The following is a 21,576-nucleotide window of genomic DNA, read 5'->3' as shown; positions in this document are numbered from 1 at the left end:
GTTGTTTCGGGATTCCGGGTTCGCCTGCCACGGTCGCGCCCCGGAATGACAACGCCCTACGAAAGTGAACCCATGCTCGCACCCGTTCAGTCGCTGTTCGACCAGTCCACCCTCACCGATCGCGCCGAGCGCCTGGTGAAGGCCGCAATCGCGGCCGGCGCCGATGCCGCCGATGCCGTCGCGGTGCGCGGCCTGTCGCAGTCGATCGAAGTGCGTGACGGTCAGGTCGAGGAGAGCGAGAGCTCGGAGGGTGACGATCTCGGTCTGCGCGTGCTCATCGGCAAACGTCAGGCGGTGGTCTCGACCAACGACACCGCCAGCGATGGTTTCCAGGTTCTTGCCGAGCGCGCCGTCGCCATGGCGCGCGTCGCTCCGGAGGACAAGTTCGCGGGGCTCGCCGATCCGGCGCAGCTCACGCATGAGTTTCCGGATCTCGATCTGATCGACTGCAACCTGCCGACCGTCGCCCAGCTCGAGGCCATGGCGCGCCAGGCCGAAGAAGCCGCGCTTGCCGTGAAGGGCGTCGCCAAGTCGGGCGGCGCTTCGGCGTCCGCCGGCATCGGCGGCATGGTGCTGGTCACCAGCCACGGCTTTCGCGGCGCCTATCTCGGCTCCAGCCACAGCGTCTCGGCAATGGCTATCGCCGGCGAGGGCACGGGCATGGAGCGCGACTATGATTATTCCTCGACGCGCCACGCGTCGGATCTCGATAATCCGCAATCGATCGGCCGCAGCGCCGGCGAGCGCGCCATCGCGCGTCTCAATCCGCGCAAGGTGACAACGCGCAAGGTGCCTGTCGTATTCGACCCCCGCGTCGCCGGTTCGCTGGTGTCGCATCTCGCCGGCGCCATCAACGGTTCGTCAATCGCGCGCAAGACCTCGTTCCTGCGCGACAAGATGGGCGCCAAATTGTTTGCCGACGGCATTCGCATCATCGACGATCCGTTGCGAAAGCGCGGGCTACGCTCGCATCCATTCGACGGCGAGGGCGTTGCCGGGAAGAAGCTGGCGCTGATCGACGACGGAGTGCTGACGACCTGGATACTCGATTGCGCCACCGCGCGCGAACTCGGCCTCACCACAACCGGTCACGCCTCGCGCGGCGTGTCGTCATCGCCGGCGCCATCGGCCTCCAATCTGCACATGGAAGCCGGCAAAGTGTCGCCGGAAGATCTCATCGCCGACATCAAGGATGGTTTCTACATTACCGACCTCATCGGCAGCGGCGTCAATGGCGTCACCGGCGATTACAGCCGCGGCGCGTCCGGCTTCTGGATCGAGAACGGCAAGCGCACTTATGCCGTGAGCGAAGTCACGATCGCCGGCCACCTCATCGACATGTTCAAAAATCTGACGCCGGCCAACGATCTCGTGTTCAAATACGGCATCAACGCACCGACGATCCGTCTGGAGGGTTTGACCGTTGCCGGCACGTGACGTCCTTTCGCTGCGCGAGCCGCTTGAATTGATCATGCGCGAAGCGGGCGAGATCGCCCGCGAAACGGCGCGTGGCGAGTTCAAGCGCTGGACCAAGGGCCATGACAATTCGCCGGTGAGCGAGGGCGACATCGCCGTCAATAATTTCCTGCGGGCGCGGCTCGGTGCTTTGGCGCCGGAGGCCGGCTGGCTGTCGGAAGAAACCGAGGACGATCCGGCCGCGCGCGCGATGACGCGAACCTGGATCGTCGATCCGATCGACGGCACGCGCGCCTACATCACGCACCGGGACGACTGGACGGTGTCGGTCGCGCTGGTCGAGGCGGGCCGGCCGCGACTCGCTGCCCTGTTCGCGCCGGTGACCGATGAGATGTTTCTTGCCGTCGCCGGACGCGGCGCGACCCGCAATGGCGTGGCCATCAGCGTCAGCCCCGGTGCCGGCTTGAGCGGCGCGCGACTCGCCGGACCCAAGCGCGTGCTCGAACAACTCGCGGCCGTGTCACCGGAGGCGCAGCCCCAGGCCAAGGTCTTCTCGCTGGCGCTGCGACTGACGCGGGTCGCCGAGGGCGCGTTCGAGGCCGCGTTGTCCACACCGGGCAGCCACGACTGGGACCTTGCCGCAGCCGATCTTTTGGTGCACGAAGCCGGCGGCATTCTGACCGATGTTGCCGGTCAGAGCCTGCGGTATAATCAACCGAAAACGACGCACGGCGCCTTGATCGCCGCCGGTCCCGCCCGCCATGGTACCCTCATTGAATTGATGCGGGACCGCCTGCCCGAATTCGCGTAGAACGGGTCCAGCCTGGTCCTGCGGTAGCCTATTAGGTCCCCGCCGGGATTTCCCCGAAGGAACAATAATGACGCAACCTGCCAAGCAACTGCTCCATCTGGTCATCGGCGGCGAATTGACCAGCCTCGACGGTGTGGAATTCAAGGATCTCGACAAGGTTGACCTGGTCGGCGTCTATCCGAACTATGCGTCGGCTTACGCCGTCTGGAAGTCGAAGGCGCAGCAGACCGTCGATAACGCGCAGATGCGATACTTCATCGTGCACATGCACCGCCTGCTCGACCCGGATAAGCCGGAAAAGGCCTGACGGCTGTCGCGACGAAACCACTTTACGAAGCTGACGAAGAGTGAGTGCCGATGCCATTGATGAAGCGGATCGTCGCATCGGCCGCATTCCAATCCGCCGCCGGCTCGCTGGCTGCGAACTATTTGCGCCTGGTCTGGAAGACCAGCCACCTCGTTTGCGATCCGCCTCACATGTACGAGGAAGTCGAGATGCCGGCGATCGTCGCCTTCTGGCACGGTCAGCACTTCCTCGCGCCGTTCATCAAGCGCAACCACGATAGCCATCGCACCAAGGTGCTCATCTCACGCCACCGCGATGGCGAGATCAACGCGCGCGCCGCCGAGAAACTCGGCATCGAGACCATCCGCGGCTCCGGCGCGCATAACGGCGAATTCCACCGTAAGGGCGGCGCCGCCGGGTTCTCCGCGATGCTCGATGCGCTCGAGCAGGGCTTCAATGTCGCGCTCACCGCCGACGTGCCGAAAGTGTCGCGGGTCTGCGGCATGGGCGTCATCAAACTGGCGCAGCATTCCGGCCGGCCGATCTATCCGATCGCGCTCGCCTCGAGCCGGCGCATCGAGCTCGACAATTGGGACAAGAGCGCCATCAACCTGCCGTTCTCGCGCGTCGCGTTCTGCGGCTGCGGACCTTTCCTGGTACCGCGCGACGCCGACAGCGCCACCGTCGAAGCCAAGCGTCAGGAAGTCGAGGCGGCGCTCAACGACATGACCGCCCGCGCCTATGCCATCGTCGACGGCAAGATGAAGATCGCGGAAGCCGCCAGCGGAGACGCCGCGGCATGAGCGACGCGACCCTGACCCTGACCCTGCACGGCTACCGCCTGCTGTCGTGGCTGGTGACGCCGCTGACACCGCTGCTACTGGCGCGGCGGCTCAAGCGCGGCAAGGAAAACGCCGCGCGTCTCGGCGAACGCTACGGCAAATCGCGGGACGCACGGCCGGACGGTCCGCTGGTCTGGCTGCATGGCGCCAGTGTCGGCGAGTTGCTTAGCGCCATGCCGCTGATCGAACGCATCGCCGGGCAGCATGTGAATGTGCTGGTCACGTCCGGCACCGTGACGTCGAGCGAAATGGCAGAGCGACGGCTGCCGCCTGGCGTCATCCATCAGTTTGTGCCGCTGGACACGCCGTCCTTCGTGCGGCGCTTTCTCGATCGCTGGCAACCCGACCTGACGCTGCTGGTCGAATCCGATCTGTGGCCGAACATCATGATCGAGACGTCACGCCGCAGCGTGCCGATGATCTTGATCAACGGCCGCATGTCGGAAAGTTCGTTCAACAGTTGGCGTCGGTTGCCGCGCACGATCGCCAATCTGCTGCGCCGTTTCGACCTGTGTCTGGCCGGCACGCCGGCCGATGCCTGGCGGCTCAGCGAACTCGGCGCACCGCGCGTCGTCACCACCGGCAATCTCAAGCTCGACGTGCCGGCGCCGCCGGCCGATGCCGCAAAGCTTCAGGCATTCAGCGACGCCATCGGCGGCCGCCCGATGATCGCCGCCGCCTCGACGCACCCCGGCGAGGACGCGCTGATGCTCGAGGCGCATCAGCGGCTGCGCGGCAATTTCCGCGGGCTGCTCACCGTCATCGCGCCGCGCCATCCTGAGCGCGGCGAGGAGATCATGCAGCTCGCGCATGGCGCCGGACTCAAGGCGGCGTTGCGCTCGCGCCGCGAGCCGATCGCGGCCGACACCGATATCTACGTCGCCGATACGATGGGCGAACTCGGCCTGATCTACCGGCTGGCGCTCGCCGTGTTCGTCGGCGGCTCGCTGGTCGAGCATGGCGGCCAGAACCCCATCGAGCCAGCCAAGCTCGGCGCCGCCATCCTGCACGGCCCGCATGTCTGGAATTTCGCCGACATCTACGAAGCGCTCGATGCCGCGCACGGCGCCGAACCGGTCGATAACGCCGACCGGCTGACCGCCGCTTTCGCCGCCATGCTGTCGAGCGCCGAGACGCGCGACAGCGTCGCCACCGCGGCGCGCACCACGGTCGATGCGCTCGGCGGCGCCCTTGCGCGCACGCTGCAATCGCTCGATCCTTATCTGATGCATCTCATCATGCTGCGTCAGCGAGGCGACCATGCGTGAGCCGGGCTTCTGGTGGCGCCGGCCGGGGCTCCTATCGAGCCTCATGGCGCCGCTGGGGCTGGCTTACGGATCGATCGCCGCCAAACGCATGGCGAAGCGCGGCGCGCTCGCCGGCATTCCCGTCATCTGCGTCGGCAATTTCACGCTCGGGGGGACGGGCAAGACGCCGACCGTGCTGGGCGTGCTCGGCGTGCTCGGTGCGCTCGGTGCGCTCGGCGCGCTGCCGTTCTGCCTGACGCGCGGCTATGGCGGCTCGGTGCAAGGCCCGCACCTGGTCGATCCCGACAAGGACAGCGCCGCAAAGGTCGGCGACGAAGCCCTGCTGCTGGCGCGCGCCGCGCCGACCGTGGTGGCGCGCGATCGCGCGCTCGGCGCCGCTTTCGCCAAGGCGATGGGCGCCGGCGTCGTCGTCATGGATGACGGCCTGCAGAACCCGTCGCTGGTCAAGACGCTGACCATTGCCGTGGTCGATGGCCGCCGCGGCATCGGCAATGGCAAGGTGTTTCCCGCCGGCCCCTTACGCGCGCCGCTCGCCGCGCAGATGGCGCGCTGCGATGCGCTGCTCGTCGTCGGCGATGGCGGCGAAAGCGCGCGGCTTGTCGTCTCGCGCGCCGGAGCGCGGCCGGTACTGCATGGCCGGCTGGTGCCGGACGACGCGGCCGTCACCGCGCTGCGCCAGCGGCCGGTGCTGGCCTTCGCCGGCATCGGCGATCCGGACAAGTTCTTCGCCACGGTCGAGGCGGCCGGCATCGCCATCGCGCAACGCCGCGCCTTCGCCGATCATCATCGCTTCAACGCCGAGGAAGCCGCCGAAATGGTGATGGCGGCCGAGCACGATGCGCTGGCGCTTCTCACCACCGAGAAGGATCACGCGCGCATGACCGGCGATCCGGCGCTCGCCGCGCTCGCGGCCAAGGCGCATGTGCTGCCGGTAACGATGGTGGTGGATGACAAGGAAGCGCTGCGCGAACTCGTCGCCCGCGCGTTACGCTGATCGCGGCAACACACTCCGTTCATTCCCGCGAAAGCGGGAATCCATCCTTCCAGATAAAAGAAGAGTTCTTGGTCCCGGCTTTTGCGGGGACGAACGGAGTTATTCTCGACAGGCCTGAGTTACGGCCGCGGCGCGTCGCGATAGCGCTCCAGCACCGCCTCGGGCGTGGCGTAGGCCTCCTGGCGATCGACGCTCCAGTACTTGAGCTCGTCGAGCGCGATCGGCGCGCCGGTCACCGCGCAGCGCACGAAATTGCCGGGCCGTACGACGCGGAAATCGCCGTCGAGATATCTGACCTCGGCCTCACCGCCGGACGGCTGACTGGGATCGAAACGGTTGAGCACGGGCGGTCTCCGAAGGCATTGCGCAGGGACAAACCGAAGATAATCGCTCCGGAGCGCAAGTGAAACCCCCGAAAATGGCGGAAAACGCCGACCTTTCGTCGCGTTCCGCTAGCCGAACAAACTGCCCTGCCCGCCGCCGCCCTCGTCGCGCGGTTTCTTCGGTTTGGCCGGCGGCTTCGGTGTCACCTCGACGACGGTGGTTTCGGTCACCACCGTCTCCCGCACCACCACGGTCGGCCCGCCTTCCGCGGTTGCGGCGACTCGGCCGTCGGCGAACTCGATGTCGAGCATCGCCCCGGCAGACACCTGCGCCGCCGCGCGCAGCGGCTGGCCGTGCTCGTCGCGCACCAGAGCAAAGCCGCGCTTCAGCACCTCGCGATAGGAGAACGCGGCCAGCAGCCGTTCGGCGCGCTCGATGCGCGTGTGATGCTGCTTCAGCAGCGCAGCGGTGGCGCGCTTGCCGCGCTCGCCAAAGGCGGTGACGCGCTCCCTCGCGCGCTCGATGCGCGCATGGTGCGCCTGCGCATTCGCCAGCAAACTCGCCTTGAGCCGCTGGTTGAGGCTGGCGTAGCGCTCCTTGCGCCGCTCGAAGGTGTTGATCAGCAGCGGAGGCGACAGCCTCGTGGCGACACGGGTGTACTGTGTGTGATGCACATGGGCGTTGGCACGCAAGGCGCGCGGCAGCCGCTCGCTCAGACTGTCGAGCCGTTGCCGCGGATCGGCCAGGATGTCCTTCGGCAACGCCCGCGTCAGCATGGTCAGTTCGCGCTTCAGCCGCTCCATGCCGCGCTGCCAGCAGGCGAGCTTGCGTGACGCCAGGCCGTTCAGCGTCTGCAGCAGCTCGGAACGCACCGGCACCGCCATCTCCGCCGCCGCGGTCGGCGTCGGCGCGCGGCGGTCGGAAGCGAAGTCGATCAGCGTGATGTCGGTCTCGTGGCCGACCGCGGAAATCAGCGGGATCATGCTGGCCGCGGCCGCGCGCACCACGATCTCTTCGTTGAACGACCACAGGTCCTCGAGCGAACCGCCGCCGCGGGCGACGATGATCAGTTCGGGACGCGGGATCGGCCCGCCTTCCGGCAAGGCATTGAAGCCATCAATCGCGGCCGCGACTTCGGCGGCCGACTGTTCGCCCTGCACGCGCACCGGCCACACCAGCACATGGCGCGGAAAGCGGTCGGCGAGGCGATGCAGAATGTCGCGGATCACGGCGCCGGTCGGCGACGTGACGACGCCGATCACCTCGGGCAGGAACGGGATGAGCTGCTTGCGGGCCTCATCGAACAGGCCTTCGGCGGCAAGCTTCTTCTTGCGCTCCTCGAGCAGCTTCATCAGCGCGCCGACGCCGGCCGGCTCGAGGCTGTCGATGACGATCTGATATTTGGACGAGCCGGGGAAGGTCGTGAGCTTGCCGGTGGCGATGACGTCGAGGCCCTCTTCCGGCTTGACGCGCATGCGGCCGTAGACGCCCTTCCAGATCACGCCTTCGATGACGGCCCGGTCGTCCTTGAGACGGAAATAGCAGTGCCCGGACGGCGACGGTCCCTTGAACCCCGACACCTCGCCGCGCACTCGGACGAAGCCATAGGCGTCCTCCACCGTGCGCTTGAGCGCGGCGGACAGTTCCGAGACGGTCCATTCGATCAGATTGGACACAGGCGCCTCGGCGCGGCTTTCGGTGGGGGGACGGGAGCTCGGCATCGCATTCGATATACGCGCTCCAGCCCTGCGCCGGAATACCGCGCTGACCGCCGTCCCCATAAGGTCTCGTCAATAATCGCTGGCGATACTGCCCCCGGGAGCGATGCCATGACCAATCCACTGGAACATCAGGCCGAAAACATCAAAGTGAGGGTCCGCTGCGGGGACTGCCGCACCACCTTCCACGAGCGCCTCCAGCGCGTCGTCCACAGCGACCGGATCCACTGCCCGACCTGCGGTACCGAACTGCGCTTCCACGGCATCGGCAGCATGCACGACTACGAAACCCTCCAGGATTACGTGCATCACGTGGAAGAGCGCACCGCCCACCCGCATTTCGAGCGCTCGATCGATTAAGTCCACAGTCCTGTCGATACCGCCTCCGCTGGGCCTTGTCCCCGGCGGTTCCGCCCGCTAACGACGAACTCGTCATTCCGGGACGCCCGTGAAACGGTCCCGCGCCCCGGAATGACAGCGAATTATGTTCGCCGCACTCCCGCAATAAGCAGCCGGTTCGGACGGGGCAGTCATGAATATCCTCATTCTCGGTTCCGGCGGCCGCGAGCACGCGCTGGCCTGGAAGATCGCCGCGAGCCCGCTGGCGACGAAGCTCTATTGCGCCCCCGGCAATGCCGGCATCGCGCAGGAGGCGGAATGCGTCGCGCTCGATATCGCGGACCACAAAGCCGTGATCGCGTTCTGCAAGGCCAACCAGATCGACTTCGTCGTCGTCGGTCCGGAAGTGCCGCTGGTCGCCGGCATCGTCGACGATCTTGAATCGGCCGGCATCAAGACCTTCGGCCCGACCAAATGGGCGGCGCGACTCGAAGGCTCGAAGGGCTTCACCAAGGATCTGTGCAAGGCCAACAACATTCCGACCGCGGCCTATGAGCGCTTCAAGAGCGCCGACCTCGCCAAGGACTACGTCCGCAGCAAGGGCGCGCCGATCGTGGTCAAGGCCGATGGTCTGGCCGCTGGCAAGGGCGTGGTCGTTGCCGCGAGCGTCGAAGAAGCGGAAGCCGCAATCGACATGATGTTCGGCGGCGGCCTCGGCGAGAAAGCCTGGGAGATCGTCATCGAGGATTGCCTCGTCGGCGAGGAAGCCTCGTTCTTCGCGCTGTGCGACGGCGACACCGCGTTGCCGCTCGCTTCCGCTCAGGATCACAAGCGCGTGTATGACGGCGACAAGGGGCCGAACACCGGCGGCATGGGCGCCTATACGCCGGCGCCGATCATGACCGAAGACATGAACCGGCGTGTCATGGATGAAATCGTCATCCCCACGGTCAAGGCGCTGAAGAAAGCCGGCGCGCCGTTCAAGGGCGTGCTGTTTGCCGGCCTGATGATCACCAAGGATGGCCCGCAGCTCATCGAATACAATGTCCGCTTCGGCGATCCGGAAACCCAGGTCATCATGCTGCGCATGATGTCGGATTTGTTACCGGCGCTGATCGCCGCGCGCGACGGACAGTTGAAGCATTTCGATCTGCGTTGGTACCCCGATGCGGCGCTCACCGTGGTCATGGCCGCGAAGGGATATCCAGGCAGTTACAAAAAAGGCACCGTGATCGGCGGTCTCGATACCGCCGCCCAGCTCGACGGCGTCGAGATATTCCACGCCGGAACCAAAAAAGAGAATGGCGCGATCGTCGCCAATGGCGGTCGTGTGCTCAATGTCTGTGCGCGTGGCAAGACCGTGGCGGAAGCCCAGGCACGCGCCTATGCCGCCGTCGACAAGATCGATTGGCCGGATGGCTTTTGCCGCCGCGACATCGGCTGGCAAGCGATCACGCGCGAACAACAAGTTCGTTAATAAAGACGCGCGCGGATTCGTCTTTCGTCGAAAACACGCACGCAACGACGGCGTATCGCCGGGATACGTCGGAATAATCGCGGCGTAAACAAACACACGCATATCTCGCATGCATCGCCATGCTCTTCACTTCATCGGTGGTCTGACTAACTCCCGGCCAAGGGCAGACCACAGCTTTGGAGTCGACTATGAAGAAGATCTTGATCGCCGGTGTTCTCGCGGTTGTCGCTGCGTCGCCCGCGCTCGCCGCCTCGAACCGTCATCGCGCGGAAGCGACGCAGTCCTATGACTATGCACCGTCCTCGCCGTTCGCTTCGGCCTACGGTCCTTCGGCCGGTACGACTGTCGTGTCGGACGGCAAGGTGATCGGCGCCGATCCCGATCCGTTCATCCGCCAACAGCTCCAGCGTGAAGGCAACCCGGGCGACCTCGAGGGCGGCAACTAAGCCGCCACCGCGACCGACCGCTGCAAAGCCCGGCACGTTGCCGGGCTTTGCCAACTCTTCAGCGCTGTTATCGGGCTGGTTTTTCGGCATAATTGATCCTCCTGAGCCGGAGGTCCGATGACAGTGCCGCCCGATCTGTTCCCGCAATTTGCGACGCGCCACGCCGATACATCGGCGGCGCGACTGTTTGCACGCGTCGGCGGCAAAGGGCCGCCGCTGCTGCTGGTCCACGGCTATCCGCAGACGCATGCGATGTGGCACCGCGTGGCGCCGGCGCTGGCCGAGCGCTTCACGCTGGTCATTCCCGACCTGCCCGGCTACGGCGCCTCGTCGGCACCGGAAGCAAACCGCGATCACGCGCCCTACGACAAGCGTTCGATGGCGAAGGCGCTGGTCGAGTTGATGATCGCGCTCGGCCATGAGCGCTTCATGCTCGCCGGCCACGACCGCGGCGGCCGCGTCGCCTATCGTCTGGCGCTCGATCACGCCGCGCGCGTCGAACGGCTCGCCACGCTCGACATCATCCCCACCGCCGAGATGTGGGCCGGCATGGACATGAAGATGGCGATGAAGACATATCACTGGCTGTTCCTGGCGCAGCCGGCGCCGCTGCCCGAACAGATGATCGGCCGGATGCCGATCGACTATCTCGAGTGGACGCTGGCGAGCTGGACCAAGGCCAGGAATCTTTCCGCCTTCGCGCCCGAAGCGCTGGCGCATTACCGCGCCGCTTATGTCGAGCCGCACATCCACGCCCTGTGCGAAGACTATCGTGCCGGGGCCACCACCGACCTCGCTCATGACAATGCCGATCGCCAGGCCGGCAAGACCATCGATTGCCCGATGCTGGCGATCTGGGGCGATGCCGGGATTCCGGGCGAGACCTCCGGGCCGCTGGACACTTGGCGGCGGTGGGCCACCAAGGTCGAAGGCTGCGCCATCGATTCCGGTCATTTCCTCGCCGAGGAAAATCCGGACGAGACCGCAAAAGCCCTGCTCACATTCTTCACGGCCTGACGCATCATGCCGATTGACCGCCAGCAAGCCTTCTCCGGCACCAAGGAAACCCCGGCGGCGCTGCGCATCGACGAGGCGCGGCTCGCCGCTTATCTCGCCGTCCATATCGACGGCTTCGCCGGTCCGCTGACGGCGCGGCAGTTCAAGGGCGGCCAGTCCAATCCGACCTATCTGCTGGAGACACCGGCGCGGCGTTACGTGCTGCGGCGCAAGCCGCCGGGCAAACTGCTGCCGTCGGCGCATGCGGTGGATCGCGAATATCGCGTCATCGGCGCGCTCTTCGCGCAAGGCTTTCCCGTCGCCGAACCGCTCTGCTATTGCGCCGACGAAGCCATCGCCGGCACGGCGTTCTACGTCATGAGCTTCGCCGACGGCCGCGTGTTCTGGGAGCCGCAAATGCCGGGCTCCGAACCGGCCGAACGCGCTGCGGTCTACGACGCGATGAACGACACCATCGCGCGCCTGCATTCCTTCGATCCGGCCGGGCTCGGCCTTGGTGACTTCGGCAAGGGCGAGAACTATGTCGCGCGCCAGGTCGATCGCTGGTCCAAACAATATCGTGCCTCGGAGACCGAGAAGATCGAGCCGATGGAGCGGCTGATCGCATGGCTGCCGCAGCATCTGCCGCCACCCGGCCCGGTGCGGCTGGTGCACGGCGATTACCGCATCGACAATCTGATCATGGCCAAGGACGAGCCGTGCGTCATCGCCGTGCTCGACTGGGAGCTATCGACGCTCGGCGATCCGCTCGCCGACTTCACCTATCACCTGATGGCCTGGCACATGCCGCCGACCGACACCGCCGCCGGCACCGCGACGCTGCAAGGCCACGATCTCGGCGCCCTCGGCATCCCGTCGATGGCCGATTACGTCGACGACTACGTGGCGCGCACCGGGCTCGACCCGCGGCCGCATCTCAACGTCTACCTCGCCTACAACTTCTTCCGCATCGCCGCGATCCTGCAGGGCATCATCGGCCGCGTCCGCGACGGCACCGCGACGTCCGAATTCGCGCCGGCGAGAGCCGAGTTGATCCGCCCGCTCGCCGAGACCGGCTGGGACTTCGCGCGGCAAGCCGGCGCCGGCGAATAAACAATCGGACAATAAGTTGTTTATTTGATACGAATCCGAACGGTTTCGTCCGTGGTTCCTTTATACGCGCCTGTCTAGTTTGACCGATCGGAGGTCAAGCCATGACGGACTCGAGTATCGGGATCCAGGCGATTTCGCCGTTCAGCGGCACGTCCCAGGGCCGCAACGAAGCGTTTCGCGATCAGAGCGCGCAGACGGCTGCAGCGCAGCTCGCGCAGCAGCAGGAGCAGCAGCAGCAGGACGAGCAGCAGCGCGCGCCCTCGAGCGGCTCGGCGCATCAGCTCGACGTCACGGTGTGAGCGGCGGCAGGCGCTGCTTCAGCGGCGCGCCGCAAAGAATTCCCGCAATAGCGCAGCACATTCACCTTCGCCAATGCCGCCATAGACCTCCGGTCTGTGGTGGCAGGCGGGGTTGTCGTAGAAGCGCACGCCGCTTTCCACCGCCCCGCCCTTCGGGTCGGTGGCGCCGAAATACAGCCGCCTGATCCGCGCAAACGACGACGCCGCCGCGCACATCGTGCACGGCTCCAGCGTGACGTAGAGGTCGCAGTCCGTCAGCCGCTCGGTGCCGATTCTGGCCGCCGCCACGCGGATGGCGATGAGCTCGGCATGCGCCGTCGGGTCCTTGTCCGCCAGCGTCCGGTTACCGGCGCGCGCCACCACGGCGCCGTCACGGACGATCACGCAGCCGATCGGCACCTCGCCGCGGTCCGCCGCGGCGCGGGCTTCCTCGAGGGCGAGTTGCATGAACGACGGCAACGGCATTCCGGCTCCGGACGGCCCCGGGACAACGGGCCCCGGGTCTGCTATCAGGCGGCCACCATGGCGGACAAGAGCAGCAACGACAAATCCGGCGAGCGTATCGCCAAGGTCATGGCCCGCGCGGGCCTGGCCTCGCGCCGCGAGGCCGAGGCCTGGATCGAGGCCGGCCGCGTGACGGTCAATGGCAAGCCGATCTCCTCGCCGGCCCTCAACGTCACCCCGTCCGACCGCATTGTCATCGACGGCCAGCCGATGCCGCGCCGCGAGCGCACCCGGCTGTTCCTCTTCAACAAGCCGCGCGGCCTGGTGACCACGCATTCCGACCCGGAGGGCCGCCCGACCATATTCGGCGCGCTGCCGAAAAAGCTGCCGCGCCTGATCAGCGTCGGCCGCCTCGACATCAACACCGAGGGTCTGCTGCTGCTGACCAACGACGGCGGGCTCGCCCGCGCGCTCGAACTGCCTTCGACCGCCTGGCTGCGCCGCTACCGCGTGCGCGCCAACGGCCGCGTCGACCAGGCCGCGCTCGACAAACTGCGCGACGGCATCACCATCGAGGGCATTCACTACGGCGCCATCGAAGCGCTGCTCGAGCGCCAGCAGGGCGCCAACGTCTGGCTGTCTTTTGCCATTCGGGAAGGCAAGAACCGCGAAGTCCGCAAGGTCATGGAGTCGCTCGGCCTGCGGGTCAACCGACTGATCCGCGTGTCCTACGGGCCGTTCATGCTCGGCGACCTGCCGGAAGGCAGCGTCAAGGAAGTCGAGACGGCGGCGCTGCGCGCCGAACTTGGCGAGAAGATCGTGCATGAGAGCGGCGCGGATTTCTCGGCGCCGCTGATGAGCGATGACGAGCGGATGCCGCGCAAGCCGGACGGCAAAGGACTGCGCGACAAGCGCGTACCCGGGCGCGACGGCCGTATGCCGCAACGTGCTCCGGAGCGCGGGATGAAATCGGGCCCACAATCCGAAGCCGATGCCCGCAACGCCAACGACAAGATCGCCACCGGACGCTTCAAGAAAAAGCCGCCGCGCCGTGACCGCAGCAAGAGCGGTCCGCGACCCGCCTATCCGAGATCGAAATAATGCGCGTGGTCGGCGGCCGCTTGCGCTCGCGTCCGATCGCGGGCCCCAAGGGCGAAGGGCTGAGGCCAACCGCAGACCGCCTGCGAGAGGCGCTGTTCAACATCCTGGCGCATGGCTACGACAATCCGGTCGAAGGCGCGCGGGTGCTCGATCTGTTCGCTGGCACCGGCGCACTCGGCATTGAAGCGCTGTCGCGCGGCGCGGCCTATGTACTGTTCGTCGACGACGGCGTCGAGTCGCGCGCTTTGCTCCGCAACAACACCGAGTCGCTCGGGCTCGGCGGCACCAGCCGCATCTTCCGCCGTGACGCCACCAAGCTTGGGCCGGCGCATCCGATCGAGCCGTTCACGCTTGTCTTTCTCGATCCGCCCTATGGCAAGGGTCTCGCCGAAAAGGCGCTGATCTCGGCGCGCGACGGCGGCTGGCTGGTCAAGGAGGCCCTGGTCGTGGTCGAGGAAGCGACAAGCGCCAAGTTCGCCGCGCCGGAAGGCTTCGAGGAACTTGAACGGCGAGCCTATGACGACAGCGAGCTGATTTTCCTGCGCGCCGTCTGATCGTTACTTCCTGCCGAACAACCGCTCGATATCGCCCAGCTTGAGCTCGACATAGGTCGGGCGGCCGTGGTTGCACTGGCCGGAATTCGGCGTCGATTCCATCTCGCGCAGCAGCGCATTCATCTCGTCGGGCTTCAGGCGCCGCCCCGCGCGCACCGAGCCGTGACAGGCCATGGTTGCCGAGACGTGCAGCAGCCGGCGCTCCAGCGGCAGAGAATCGTCCCACTCAGCCATATGTTCGGCGAGGTCGGTGACGAGGCCGCGCACGTCAACGTCGCCCAATAACGAAGGCGTCTCGCGCACCGCTACCGCTCCGGGTCCGAAAGTTTCGAGCACGAGGCCGAAGCGCGCCAGATCCTCCGCGCGTGCGATAAGCCGCGCTGCATCGGCTTCGTCGAGCTCGACGATCTCGGGAATGAGCAGGATCTGCCGGCCGATGCCGGATTTCTCCAGCGCCGCCTTCATGCGCTCATAGACGATGCGCTCATGCGCGGCGTGCTGATCGACGATGACCAGGCCGTCACGCGTTTGCGTGACGATGTAGGTCTCGTGGATCTGCGCCCGCGCCGCGCCAAGCGGCCTGTCGATGAGATCGGGCGCCGGCGCGAAGCTTTCGACCCGCGCGTCGGCCGACGGCCCGCCGACATCGAACGCCGCCTGCGGCGCGTCTTCGAAGCCAAGCGCGACATTGCCATGCGCCGGCGACCATGGCGTCGGGCGTGACGGCGAATTGCGCCAGTCATAGGGAGCACGTCGCGACACCGGCCGGAACGCGGCAATGGTGGCGCCGCCGCCGGTCGTTGCCGCGCGCTGGCCTTCGCGCGCCAGCGCATGTTTCAGCGCGCTGACAATGAGGCCGCGCACGAGACCGGAGTCACGGAAGCGCACTTCGGTTTTGGCCGGATGCACGTTGACGTCCACTTCGCTGGTCGGCAGCGTGACGAACAAGGCCAAAACCGGATGCCGGTCGCGCGGCAGATAATCGGCATAGGCGCCGCGCACTGCGCCGACCATCAGCTTGTCGCGCACCGGGCGGCCGTTGACGAACAGATATTGGCCGAGCGAATTGGCGCGCGACAGCGTCGGCAACCCGGCAAAGCCTGCCACACGCACGCCGTCGCGCTCGGCATCGATGGCGATGGCATTGGCGCGGAAGTCGGCGCCGAGCACGTCGCCGAGCCGCACCAGCGGCTCTTCCTCGCCGGCCGCGCTCCAGGTGACTGGCGCGCGCTCCTCGCCCGCCAGCGTGAAGGTGACATCCGGCCGGCTCATCGCCAGCCGCCGCACCACCTCGCGCACCGCTTCGCCTTCGCTGCGGTCGGTCTTCAAAAACTTCAACCGCGCCGGCGTCGCATAAAACAGGTCGCGCACCTCGATGGTGGTGCCCTGGCTCAGCGCCGCCGGCTTGATCTCGGATTTGTCGCCCGCATCGACCGTCAGACACCAGGCATGCGGCTCGCTGGCGTGCCGCGTCGTGATGGTCAGCCGCGCCACCGAGCCGATCGAGGGCAAGGCCTCGCCGCGAAAGCCGAGCGTGTGAATCGCCAGCAGATCGTCGCCATCGAGCTTGGAGGTGGCATGGCGCTCGACGCAGAGATCGAGGTCGTCCCGCGTCATGCCGGCGCCGTCGTCGGTGACGCGGATCAGGCGGCGGCCGCCACCGTCGGTCAGCACGTCGATGCGGCGCGCGCCGGCGTCGAGCGCGTTCTCGACCAGCTCCTTGACGACGCTGGCCGGGCGCTCGACCACCTCGCCGGCGGCGATGCGGTTGACGACGGCTTCGGAGAGCTGGCGGACGGGCATTGAAAATCAGGCCTGATTCGGGGATCGGGGCCAATCTAGTGGCCTAAAGCGTCCCCCGCGAGGCGGCGGGGGCGGGTATGCCCGTTATCCCGTGGACCGACTTGCCTCACGGTGAGGAGCCCGCGAAGCGGGCGTCTCGAACCATGGCCGCCCCATCCTTCGAGACGCCGCCTGCGGCGGCTCCTCAGGATGAGGCGGAACTAATCCCACCTCGCCTTGCCCCGCCCTGCCTTGACCTCGCTACGGCGTTTTTTGCCCTCGACCCGCTTCTTTTTCTCGGATCGCGGCACCTTGGTCTCGCGCCGCACGGTCGGCTTGACCGCCGCCTGGCGGATCATCTCGAACAGCCGCTCGCGGGCCTCAGCCCGGTTACGCGACTGGTCGCGGTATTCCTGGGCGACGATAACGATGACGCCGTCTTTGGTCAGCCGCGAGCCCGCCAGCTTCATCAGCCTGATGGCGACGTCGTTCGGCAGCGAGGGCGAGCGTCGCGCGTCGAAGCGAAGCTGCACCGCCGACGACACCTTGTTGACGTTCTGCCCGCCGGGTCCCGAGGACCGCACGAAGCTTTCCTCGAGTTCGCTGTCGTCGATGCTGATGGAGTTCGTGACGCGGTGCATGACTTCGTCATTCCGGGGCGCTTGCACGGCAAGCGAACCCGGAAATCCATATCCCCTGCAGGCGATTAAAAACAGAGGCGCGTACAAAAAAGCAGGCGCTGCGCCGGAATTCCGGGTTCGCGCCTGCCGGCGCGCCCCGGAATGACAGAGCCTCAGCCCTCGCCGACCCCTTCGGCAAACACCAAAGTCCGGTCGAGCGCGGCGTAGCGGAATTCCAGCGCCGCAGCGTATTCCGGCGAGCGGTACCATTCCCGCGCCTTCGCCATGTCGGGAAATTCGACGATGATGAATTGCCGGTCGCGATCGCGCTCGCCCTCGACCAGCTCCACGGCTCCGGAGCGCACCAGATAGCGGCCGCCGTATTTCTCGATGCTGGCCGCAGCGCGATCGCGGTAATTGTGGATCAGATCCTCGTCGAGGATGCGCACTTCGGAGATGACATAAGCGGGCATGGCGTCACGCCGTCAGATATTTCTTGGCGAGCACCTTGCCCTCTTCCACCGCCGGCTGGTCGAAGGCATCGACGCCCAACAGATGCGCGGCGATGATGGTCTCGAGCATGAAATGCATCAACAGTTCGCCCATGCTCTCTTCGTCGATTTGCGGCACGTGCATGGTACGAACCGGGCAACCGTTCTTGGCCAAGGTCTCCGCGGTGGCGCGGCCTTGCGCGCCAACCAGATCGCCGATCGTCTTGCCGCCAAAGCCCGGCTCGCCGGCGACCTCGGACAGTTTCTTGTCCATGCGCGGGCCCTTGCCGGCGCGGTCCGTGGTGATGACGGTGAACAGCTTGTCGCGCGGTCCGGCGATGAACAGTTGCAGCTGGCTGTGCTGGTCGACCGGGCCGAGCGCGCCGATCGGCGTCGTGCCCTTGCCGTCCTTGCCGAGGCTTTCGGCCCAGAGCTGCACGTACCAGCGGGTGAAGCGCTCCAGCCTGTCGGCATAGGCCATGACGACGCTGATGCCTTTGTTCTTGGTCTCGGCCAGCGCCACCGACAACGCGGCGCCGAGTGCGGCCGGCACTTCCTTCGCCGGCCTCTTGTCGAGCACCGGCTTCAGCGCCAGCGAGGCGCCCTCGCGGATCGCCACGACGTCGAGACCGAGCATCGCCGCCGGCAACAGGCCGACATTGGTGAGCACCGAGAAGCGGCCGCCGACGCCGGTGTGATGATCGAGCATCGGTACTTTGTATTGACCGAGCAATTCACGCAGGCTGTTTTTCTTGCCCGGCTTTGCCGGTTCGGACAGGCCGAGGAAAATGTCCGGAATGCGTGGCCCGAGGCTCGCCTCGTGCAGCGCCGACAGCACGGCAATCGTCTGCATCAAGGTCTCGCCGGTGCCTCCCGATTTCGAGATCGAGACGAAACGCGAGGTCTGCAGCGGCAGGTGCTTAAGCAGCGAGCCGAACGAGTCCGGATCGAGATTGTCCATGAAGTGCAGCCGCGGTCCGGCGCGCAGCGCGCCGACGCCCGGCACCATGTAGCCGGCGAGTTGCGCCAAGGTCTGGCCGCCAAGGCTGGAGCCGCCGGTACCCAAGAGCACGATGTCCGTCGCGCGGTCGGCAAGCGCGACAGCGCGATCCCGCAATTCCGGCAGATCGCTGTGGGTTGCCGGCAGTTGCAGCAGCGGCAGGCCGCCATCGGCATGGCGGGCGCGCAGCCAGTCGAGCGCGGCCTCGGTACGCGCCAGCGCGGCGTCCAGCGCCTCGGTCGGGACGCCGTGCTGGCCGATGTTGGTGTGAAGCGCGCTGTCGATGGATTGGATCAGAGGCATGGTTGGAATTCTCCAGCGTCATACCCACGCTTGTTGCGGGCATCCACGTCTTACATCACAGGACAAAAGTAATAAGACGTGGATGGCCGGGACAAAAGGGGCGTTGAGGCCCGTCTTCGACGGGCTATGCCCGGCCATGACCGAAATGAGTTAATGGGAAGACCCGAGAGGCCTAACGCGTCCGCTCCACAAAAGTTTCACTGCGTGCTCGAGGCCAGCCCCTTCGGCCGGCCGGCGACCGTCACCAGCATGCCGCTGCCGTAGATCCGCTTGGCGACGCGCTTGGCGTCGTCGAGCGTCACCGCGTCAATCATGGCGCTGCGGCGCTGGATGTAGTCGATGCCGAGCCTGTCGAGCTGGATCTGCGTGAGCTGCGCCGCGATCTTCGACGAGGTGTCGAGCGACAGCGCATAGGCGCCCTTGAGATAGTCCTTGGCCGCCGCGAGTTCGTCGGCGGTCGGGCCCTCCTCGGCCATCTTCTTGGTCTCGGTCTCGATGATCGCCAGCGCCTCGGCGGTTCGGTCGGCGCGGGTCGCGGTGCCGCCCATGATCAGCGCGGTGTGGTCGAACCAGGCGAGGTTCTCCGACACGCCGTAGGCAAGGCCGCGCTTCTCGCGCACTTCCTTGTAGAGTCGCGACGAGAACGAGCCGCCGCCGAGGATGTGATTGACGATATAGGCCGCCATGAAATCCGGATCGTGGCGCCCAAGGCCGGGACCGCCGAACATCACCACGGCCTGCGGCACGTCGAGTTCGGCGACGATGCGCCGGCCGAGGCCCTTCGGCTTGACGTCGGCGACCGGCTTGAGGTCGTTCGCCGCCGGCAGCGCGGCGAAGGCCTTGTCGATCATCTCGCCGGCGGTCTTCTCATCGATGTCGCCGACGATCGAGACGGTCAGTCCGTTGCGGGCGAAGACGCGCTTGGTGAAGTCGCGCAGATCGTCCGGCGTGATCGCCGGCACGGTCTCGAGCGAACCCTTGGTCTCGAAGCTGTAAGGATGGCCGGGGAACGCGGTCTCCCACCAGATGCGGCCGGCGATGCTGTTCGGGTTGGTGGTCTCGCGGCGCAGTCCCGCCAGTTCCTGGCCGCGCACGCGCTCGACCGCGGACGGTTCGAAACGCGGCTCGGTCAACGCCTTGCGCAGCAGATCGAAGGCCTCGTCGCGATGCTCGTTGAGCACACGCAGCGAACCGCGGAATTCGTCGCGCGAGGCGTTGAACGACAGCTCGATGGCGTGACGCTCGATCCGGTCGTGAAACGCCTTGCTGTCGAGGTCGCCGGCGCCTTCGTCGAGCGTGTCGGCCACCAGATTGGCGGTGCCGCTCTTGCCGGCCGGATCCTGCGCCGCGCCGCCTTTGAACGCATAGTTCAGCGCAACCAGCGGCACGGCCTTCTCACGCACCAGCCAGGCGGTGATGCCTTTGGGGCTGACGATCTTCTCGATCGTCATCGCGCCAGCCGGCGCGGCCTGAACGAGCGCGAGCGTCAGCGCGCCGCCGATGAAACCCAGGAGCCGCATCATGACCGCTTCTCCCCGGTGCTGCCGGATTTGGCCGGCGCCGTCCGCTCCGCCTTGTTGACGGCAGGTCCCGTGTCCTTGACCAGATAGCCGGTCACCGAACGGATCCTTTCGAGCCACTGCCGCGCTGCGTTCTGCACCTGCGCCGCGGTGACGGCGCGGATGCGATCCGGCCACGACTGCACATCGGCGACGGTGGCGCCGGTCATCAGCGCCTGGCCGTACCAGCGCGCCATGGTCGCCTGATTGTCCTGGGCATAAATGGCGTCGGCCACCAGCCGCGATTTCGAGCGGTCGAGCTCGTCGGCGGTCACGCCCTTGTCGATGACCTCGGCGATCACCGCATCGGTCGCGCTTTCGAGATCGGTGAGGCTCACGCCTTCGACCGGCGCACCGTAAACGCCGAACTTCGACATGTCGTAGGCGGAGGAATCGTAATAGGCGCCGGCGCTCACGGCGACATGCTTGTCGACGACCAGCGCGCGATAGAGCCGGCTGTTCGAGCCGGCGCCGAGAATATGCGCCAGCACTTCGAGCGCCTCGGATTCGCCAGGCTTGGCGGTGTGGAACGACGGCACCAGATACGAACGCTGCAGCGTCGGCTGTTCGACGCGCGGATCGGCCAATGTCAGCGAACGCACCGCCGCCGGCGGCGGCTCCAGCGGGCGCGCGCGCGGCGCGATGTCGGCGTGCGGCTTGAGCTTGCCGTAGGTCTGCTTGGCGAAGGCCAGCGCCTGCTGCGGGTCGACATCGCCGGCCACGACCACGACCGCGTTGTTCGGTCCGTAGAAGCGGCGATAGAAGCCGATGGCGTCGTCCTTGGTCAGCCCTTCCATCTCGTGGCGCCAGCCGATCACCGGCCGGCCATAGGGCGAATTCAGAAACAGCGCGGCGTCCATCTGCTCGCCGAGGCGGGCGCGCGGGTTGTTCTCCATGCGCTGATTGCGCTCTTCGAGGATGACATCGCGCTCAGGCAGCACCACCGCGTCGGTCAGCACGAGACCGGTCATGCGATCGGCTTCGAAGCCCATCACTTCCTCGAGCTTCTCGCTCGGCACGCGCTGGTAATACCCGGTGTAGTCGCTCGAGGTGAAAGCGTTTTCCTGGCCGCCCATGCGCGCGACCACGGACGAGAACTGCCCGGCCGGGTGCATGGCGGTGCCCTTGAACATCAGATGTTCGAGAAAATGCGCGAGCCCCGACTTGCCGGCCGTCTCGTCGGCGGCGCCGACCTTGTACCAGATCATGTGCGTGATCACCGGCGCGCGGTGATCGGGGATGACGACGAGTTCGAGACCGTTGTCGAGTTTGAAGTCGGAGATCTTCGGCCCGGATTGTTCGGCCGCGCCGGCTCCGGCCGGGCATAGCAAAAGCGTAACCGCAGCCGCCATGGTCACAGCGCCTGCGCGTTCGACGAATTTTCTGAAGTCCA

Annotated in this window: 22 protein-coding genes and 1 pseudogene; 14 read left to right on the top strand and 9 right to left on the bottom strand. The window is 66.5% G+C overall.

The features are described from left to right. Window positions 1-72: 72 nt before the first annotated feature. From ASD45_RS03350 to lpxK, 6 genes are all read left to right on the top strand, one after another. Window positions 73-1,437: a TldD/PmbA family protein gene (locus tag ASD45_RS03350; protein WP_156380694.1), complete on the top strand. Its 1,365-nt coding sequence runs from the start codon at window positions 73-75 to the stop codon at window positions 1,435-1,437. Next, window positions 1,424-2,227, top strand: a complete 804-nt coding sequence (locus ASD45_RS03345; protein WP_244485184.1) for a 3'(2'),5'-bisphosphate nucleotidase CysQ — start codon at window positions 1,424-1,426, stop codon at window positions 2,225-2,227. Before ASD45_RS03350 ends, ASD45_RS03345 begins: the two co-directional genes overlap by 14 nt. A gap of 67 nt (window positions 2,228-2,294) precedes the next feature. Continuing rightward, the gene (locus ASD45_RS03340; protein WP_056910189.1) at window positions 2,295-2,534 is read left to right on the top strand and encodes a DUF4170 domain-containing protein; all 240 of its coding nucleotides are present in this window, start codon (window positions 2,295-2,297) and stop codon (window positions 2,532-2,534) included. 50 nt (window positions 2,535-2,584) lie between these two features. Beyond that, on the top strand, window positions 2,585-3,316 hold the full coding sequence (locus ASD45_RS03335; protein ID WP_056910188.1) for a lysophospholipid acyltransferase family protein: 732 nt from the start codon (window positions 2,585-2,587) through the stop codon (window positions 3,314-3,316). Then, complete coding sequence (locus ASD45_RS03330; protein ID WP_056910187.1) at window positions 3,313-4,623, top strand: 3-deoxy-D-manno-octulosonic acid transferase; 1,311 nt, start codon at window positions 3,313-3,315, stop codon at window positions 4,621-4,623. The genes ASD45_RS03335 and ASD45_RS03330 overlap by 4 nt, the downstream gene beginning before the upstream one ends. Continuing rightward, on the top strand, window positions 4,616-5,617 hold the full coding sequence (lpxK, locus tag ASD45_RS03325) for a tetraacyldisaccharide 4'-kinase (RefSeq protein WP_056910186.1): 1,002 nt from the start codon (window positions 4,616-4,618) through the stop codon (window positions 5,615-5,617). Before ASD45_RS03330 ends, lpxK begins: the two co-directional genes overlap by 8 nt. Before the next feature lie 119 nt (window positions 5,618-5,736). Here the strand turns inward: lpxK and ASD45_RS03320 are convergent, their stop codons facing one another. Continuing rightward, entirely contained in the window at window positions 5,737-5,961 is a 225-nt protein-coding gene (locus ASD45_RS03320) for a DUF2093 domain-containing protein (protein WP_056910185.1), read from the bottom strand. A gap of 108 nt (window positions 5,962-6,069) precedes the next feature. Then, window positions 6,070-7,662: an exodeoxyribonuclease VII large subunit gene (xseA, locus tag ASD45_RS03315; RefSeq protein WP_056910184.1), complete on the bottom strand. Its 1,593-nt coding sequence runs from the start codon at window positions 7,660-7,662 to the stop codon at window positions 6,070-6,072. Between the two features lie 108 nt (window positions 7,663-7,770). Here xseA and ASD45_RS03310 point away from each other — a divergent pair, with 108 nt between their 5' ends. From ASD45_RS03310 to ASD45_RS03285, 6 genes are all read left to right on the top strand, one after another. Next, the gene (locus ASD45_RS03310; protein ID WP_056910183.1) at window positions 7,771-8,019 is read left to right on the top strand and encodes a zinc ribbon domain-containing protein; all 249 of its coding nucleotides are present in this window, start codon (window positions 7,771-7,773) and stop codon (window positions 8,017-8,019) included. A 172-nt stretch (window positions 8,020-8,191) separates the two neighbouring features. Continuing rightward, on the top strand, window positions 8,192-9,475 hold the full coding sequence (purD, locus tag ASD45_RS03305; protein ID WP_056910182.1) for a phosphoribosylamine--glycine ligase: 1,284 nt from the start codon (window positions 8,192-8,194) through the stop codon (window positions 9,473-9,475). Window positions 9,476-9,663: 188 nt separating this feature from the next. Continuing rightward, window positions 9,664-9,921, top strand: coding sequence for a hypothetical protein (locus ASD45_RS03300; RefSeq protein ID WP_056910181.1), 258 nt, complete (start codon window positions 9,664-9,666; stop codon window positions 9,919-9,921). Between the two features lie 117 nt (window positions 9,922-10,038). Next, complete coding sequence (locus tag ASD45_RS03295) at window positions 10,039-10,938, top strand: alpha/beta hydrolase (RefSeq protein WP_056910180.1); 900 nt, start codon at window positions 10,039-10,041, stop codon at window positions 10,936-10,938. A 6-nt stretch (window positions 10,939-10,944) separates the two neighbouring features. Next, window positions 10,945-12,030 (top strand): phosphotransferase family protein, encoded by a 1,086-nt coding sequence (locus tag ASD45_RS03290; RefSeq protein ID WP_056910179.1) that lies wholly within the window; start codon window positions 10,945-10,947, stop codon window positions 12,028-12,030. A 101-nt stretch (window positions 12,031-12,131) separates the two neighbouring features. After that, window positions 12,132-12,329: a hypothetical protein gene (locus ASD45_RS03285; RefSeq protein ID WP_056910178.1), complete on the top strand. Its 198-nt coding sequence runs from the start codon at window positions 12,132-12,134 to the stop codon at window positions 12,327-12,329. An 18-nt stretch (window positions 12,330-12,347) separates the two neighbouring features. On the opposite strand, the gene ASD45_RS03280 is transcribed toward ASD45_RS03285, so the two are convergent. Continuing rightward, window positions 12,348-12,794 carry a nucleoside deaminase gene (locus tag ASD45_RS03280; protein ID WP_056910177.1) on the bottom strand — a complete coding sequence of 149 codons (447 nt, stop codon included), beginning with the start codon at window positions 12,792-12,794 and terminating at the stop codon, window positions 12,348-12,350. 81 nt (window positions 12,795-12,875) lie between these two features. Between ASD45_RS03280 and ASD45_RS03275 the strand changes: the two are divergent. Next, window positions 12,876-13,874, top strand: a pseudogene (locus tag ASD45_RS03275) (pseudouridine synthase); the annotation flags it as partial. Beyond that, entirely contained in the window at window positions 13,874-14,428 is a 555-nt protein-coding gene (gene rsmD / locus ASD45_RS03270) for a 16S rRNA (guanine(966)-N(2))-methyltransferase RsmD (protein ID WP_056910175.1), read from the top strand. The pseudogene ASD45_RS03275 and the gene rsmD, both read left to right, overlap by 1 nt. 3 nt (window positions 14,429-14,431) lie before the next feature. On the opposite strand, the gene mutL is transcribed toward rsmD, so the two are convergent. The 6 genes from mutL to ASD45_RS03240 form a co-directional block, all read right to left on the bottom strand. Then, the gene (gene mutL / locus ASD45_RS03265) at window positions 14,432-16,231 is read right to left on the bottom strand and encodes a DNA mismatch repair endonuclease MutL (protein ID WP_056910174.1); all 1,800 of its coding nucleotides are present in this window, start codon (window positions 16,229-16,231) and stop codon (window positions 14,432-14,434) included. Between the two features lie 200 nt (window positions 16,232-16,431). Continuing rightward, the gene (gene arfB / locus ASD45_RS03260) at window positions 16,432-16,851 is read right to left on the bottom strand and encodes an alternative ribosome rescue aminoacyl-tRNA hydrolase ArfB (protein WP_056910173.1); all 420 of its coding nucleotides are present in this window, start codon (window positions 16,849-16,851) and stop codon (window positions 16,432-16,434) included. A gap of 152 nt (window positions 16,852-17,003) precedes the next feature. Further along, a complete protein-coding gene (locus tag ASD45_RS03255; RefSeq protein ID WP_056910172.1) occupies window positions 17,004-17,303 on the bottom strand; it encodes a DUF1330 domain-containing protein in 300 nt (99 codons plus the stop codon). 4 nt (window positions 17,304-17,307) lie between these two features. Continuing rightward, a complete protein-coding gene (locus tag ASD45_RS03250) occupies window positions 17,308-18,624 on the bottom strand; it encodes a hypothetical protein (RefSeq protein ID WP_056910171.1) in 1,317 nt (438 codons plus the stop codon). A gap of 197 nt (window positions 18,625-18,821) precedes the next feature. Further along, window positions 18,822-20,147, bottom strand: coding sequence for a pitrilysin family protein (locus tag ASD45_RS03245; protein WP_056910170.1), 1,326 nt, complete (start codon window positions 20,145-20,147; stop codon window positions 18,822-18,824). Next, window positions 20,144-21,535, bottom strand: coding sequence for a pitrilysin family protein (locus ASD45_RS03240; RefSeq protein ID WP_056910169.1), 1,392 nt, complete (start codon window positions 21,533-21,535; stop codon window positions 20,144-20,146). Before ASD45_RS03240 ends, ASD45_RS03245 begins: the two co-directional genes overlap by 4 nt. Window positions 21,536-21,576 lie beyond the last annotated feature (41 nt).

The organism is Pseudolabrys sp. Root1462 (assembly GCF_001426945.1).
GTDB lineage: Bacteria > Pseudomonadota > Alphaproteobacteria > Rhizobiales > Xanthobacteraceae > Pseudolabrys.
This window is presented reverse-complemented; position numbering and strand designations above follow the sequence as displayed.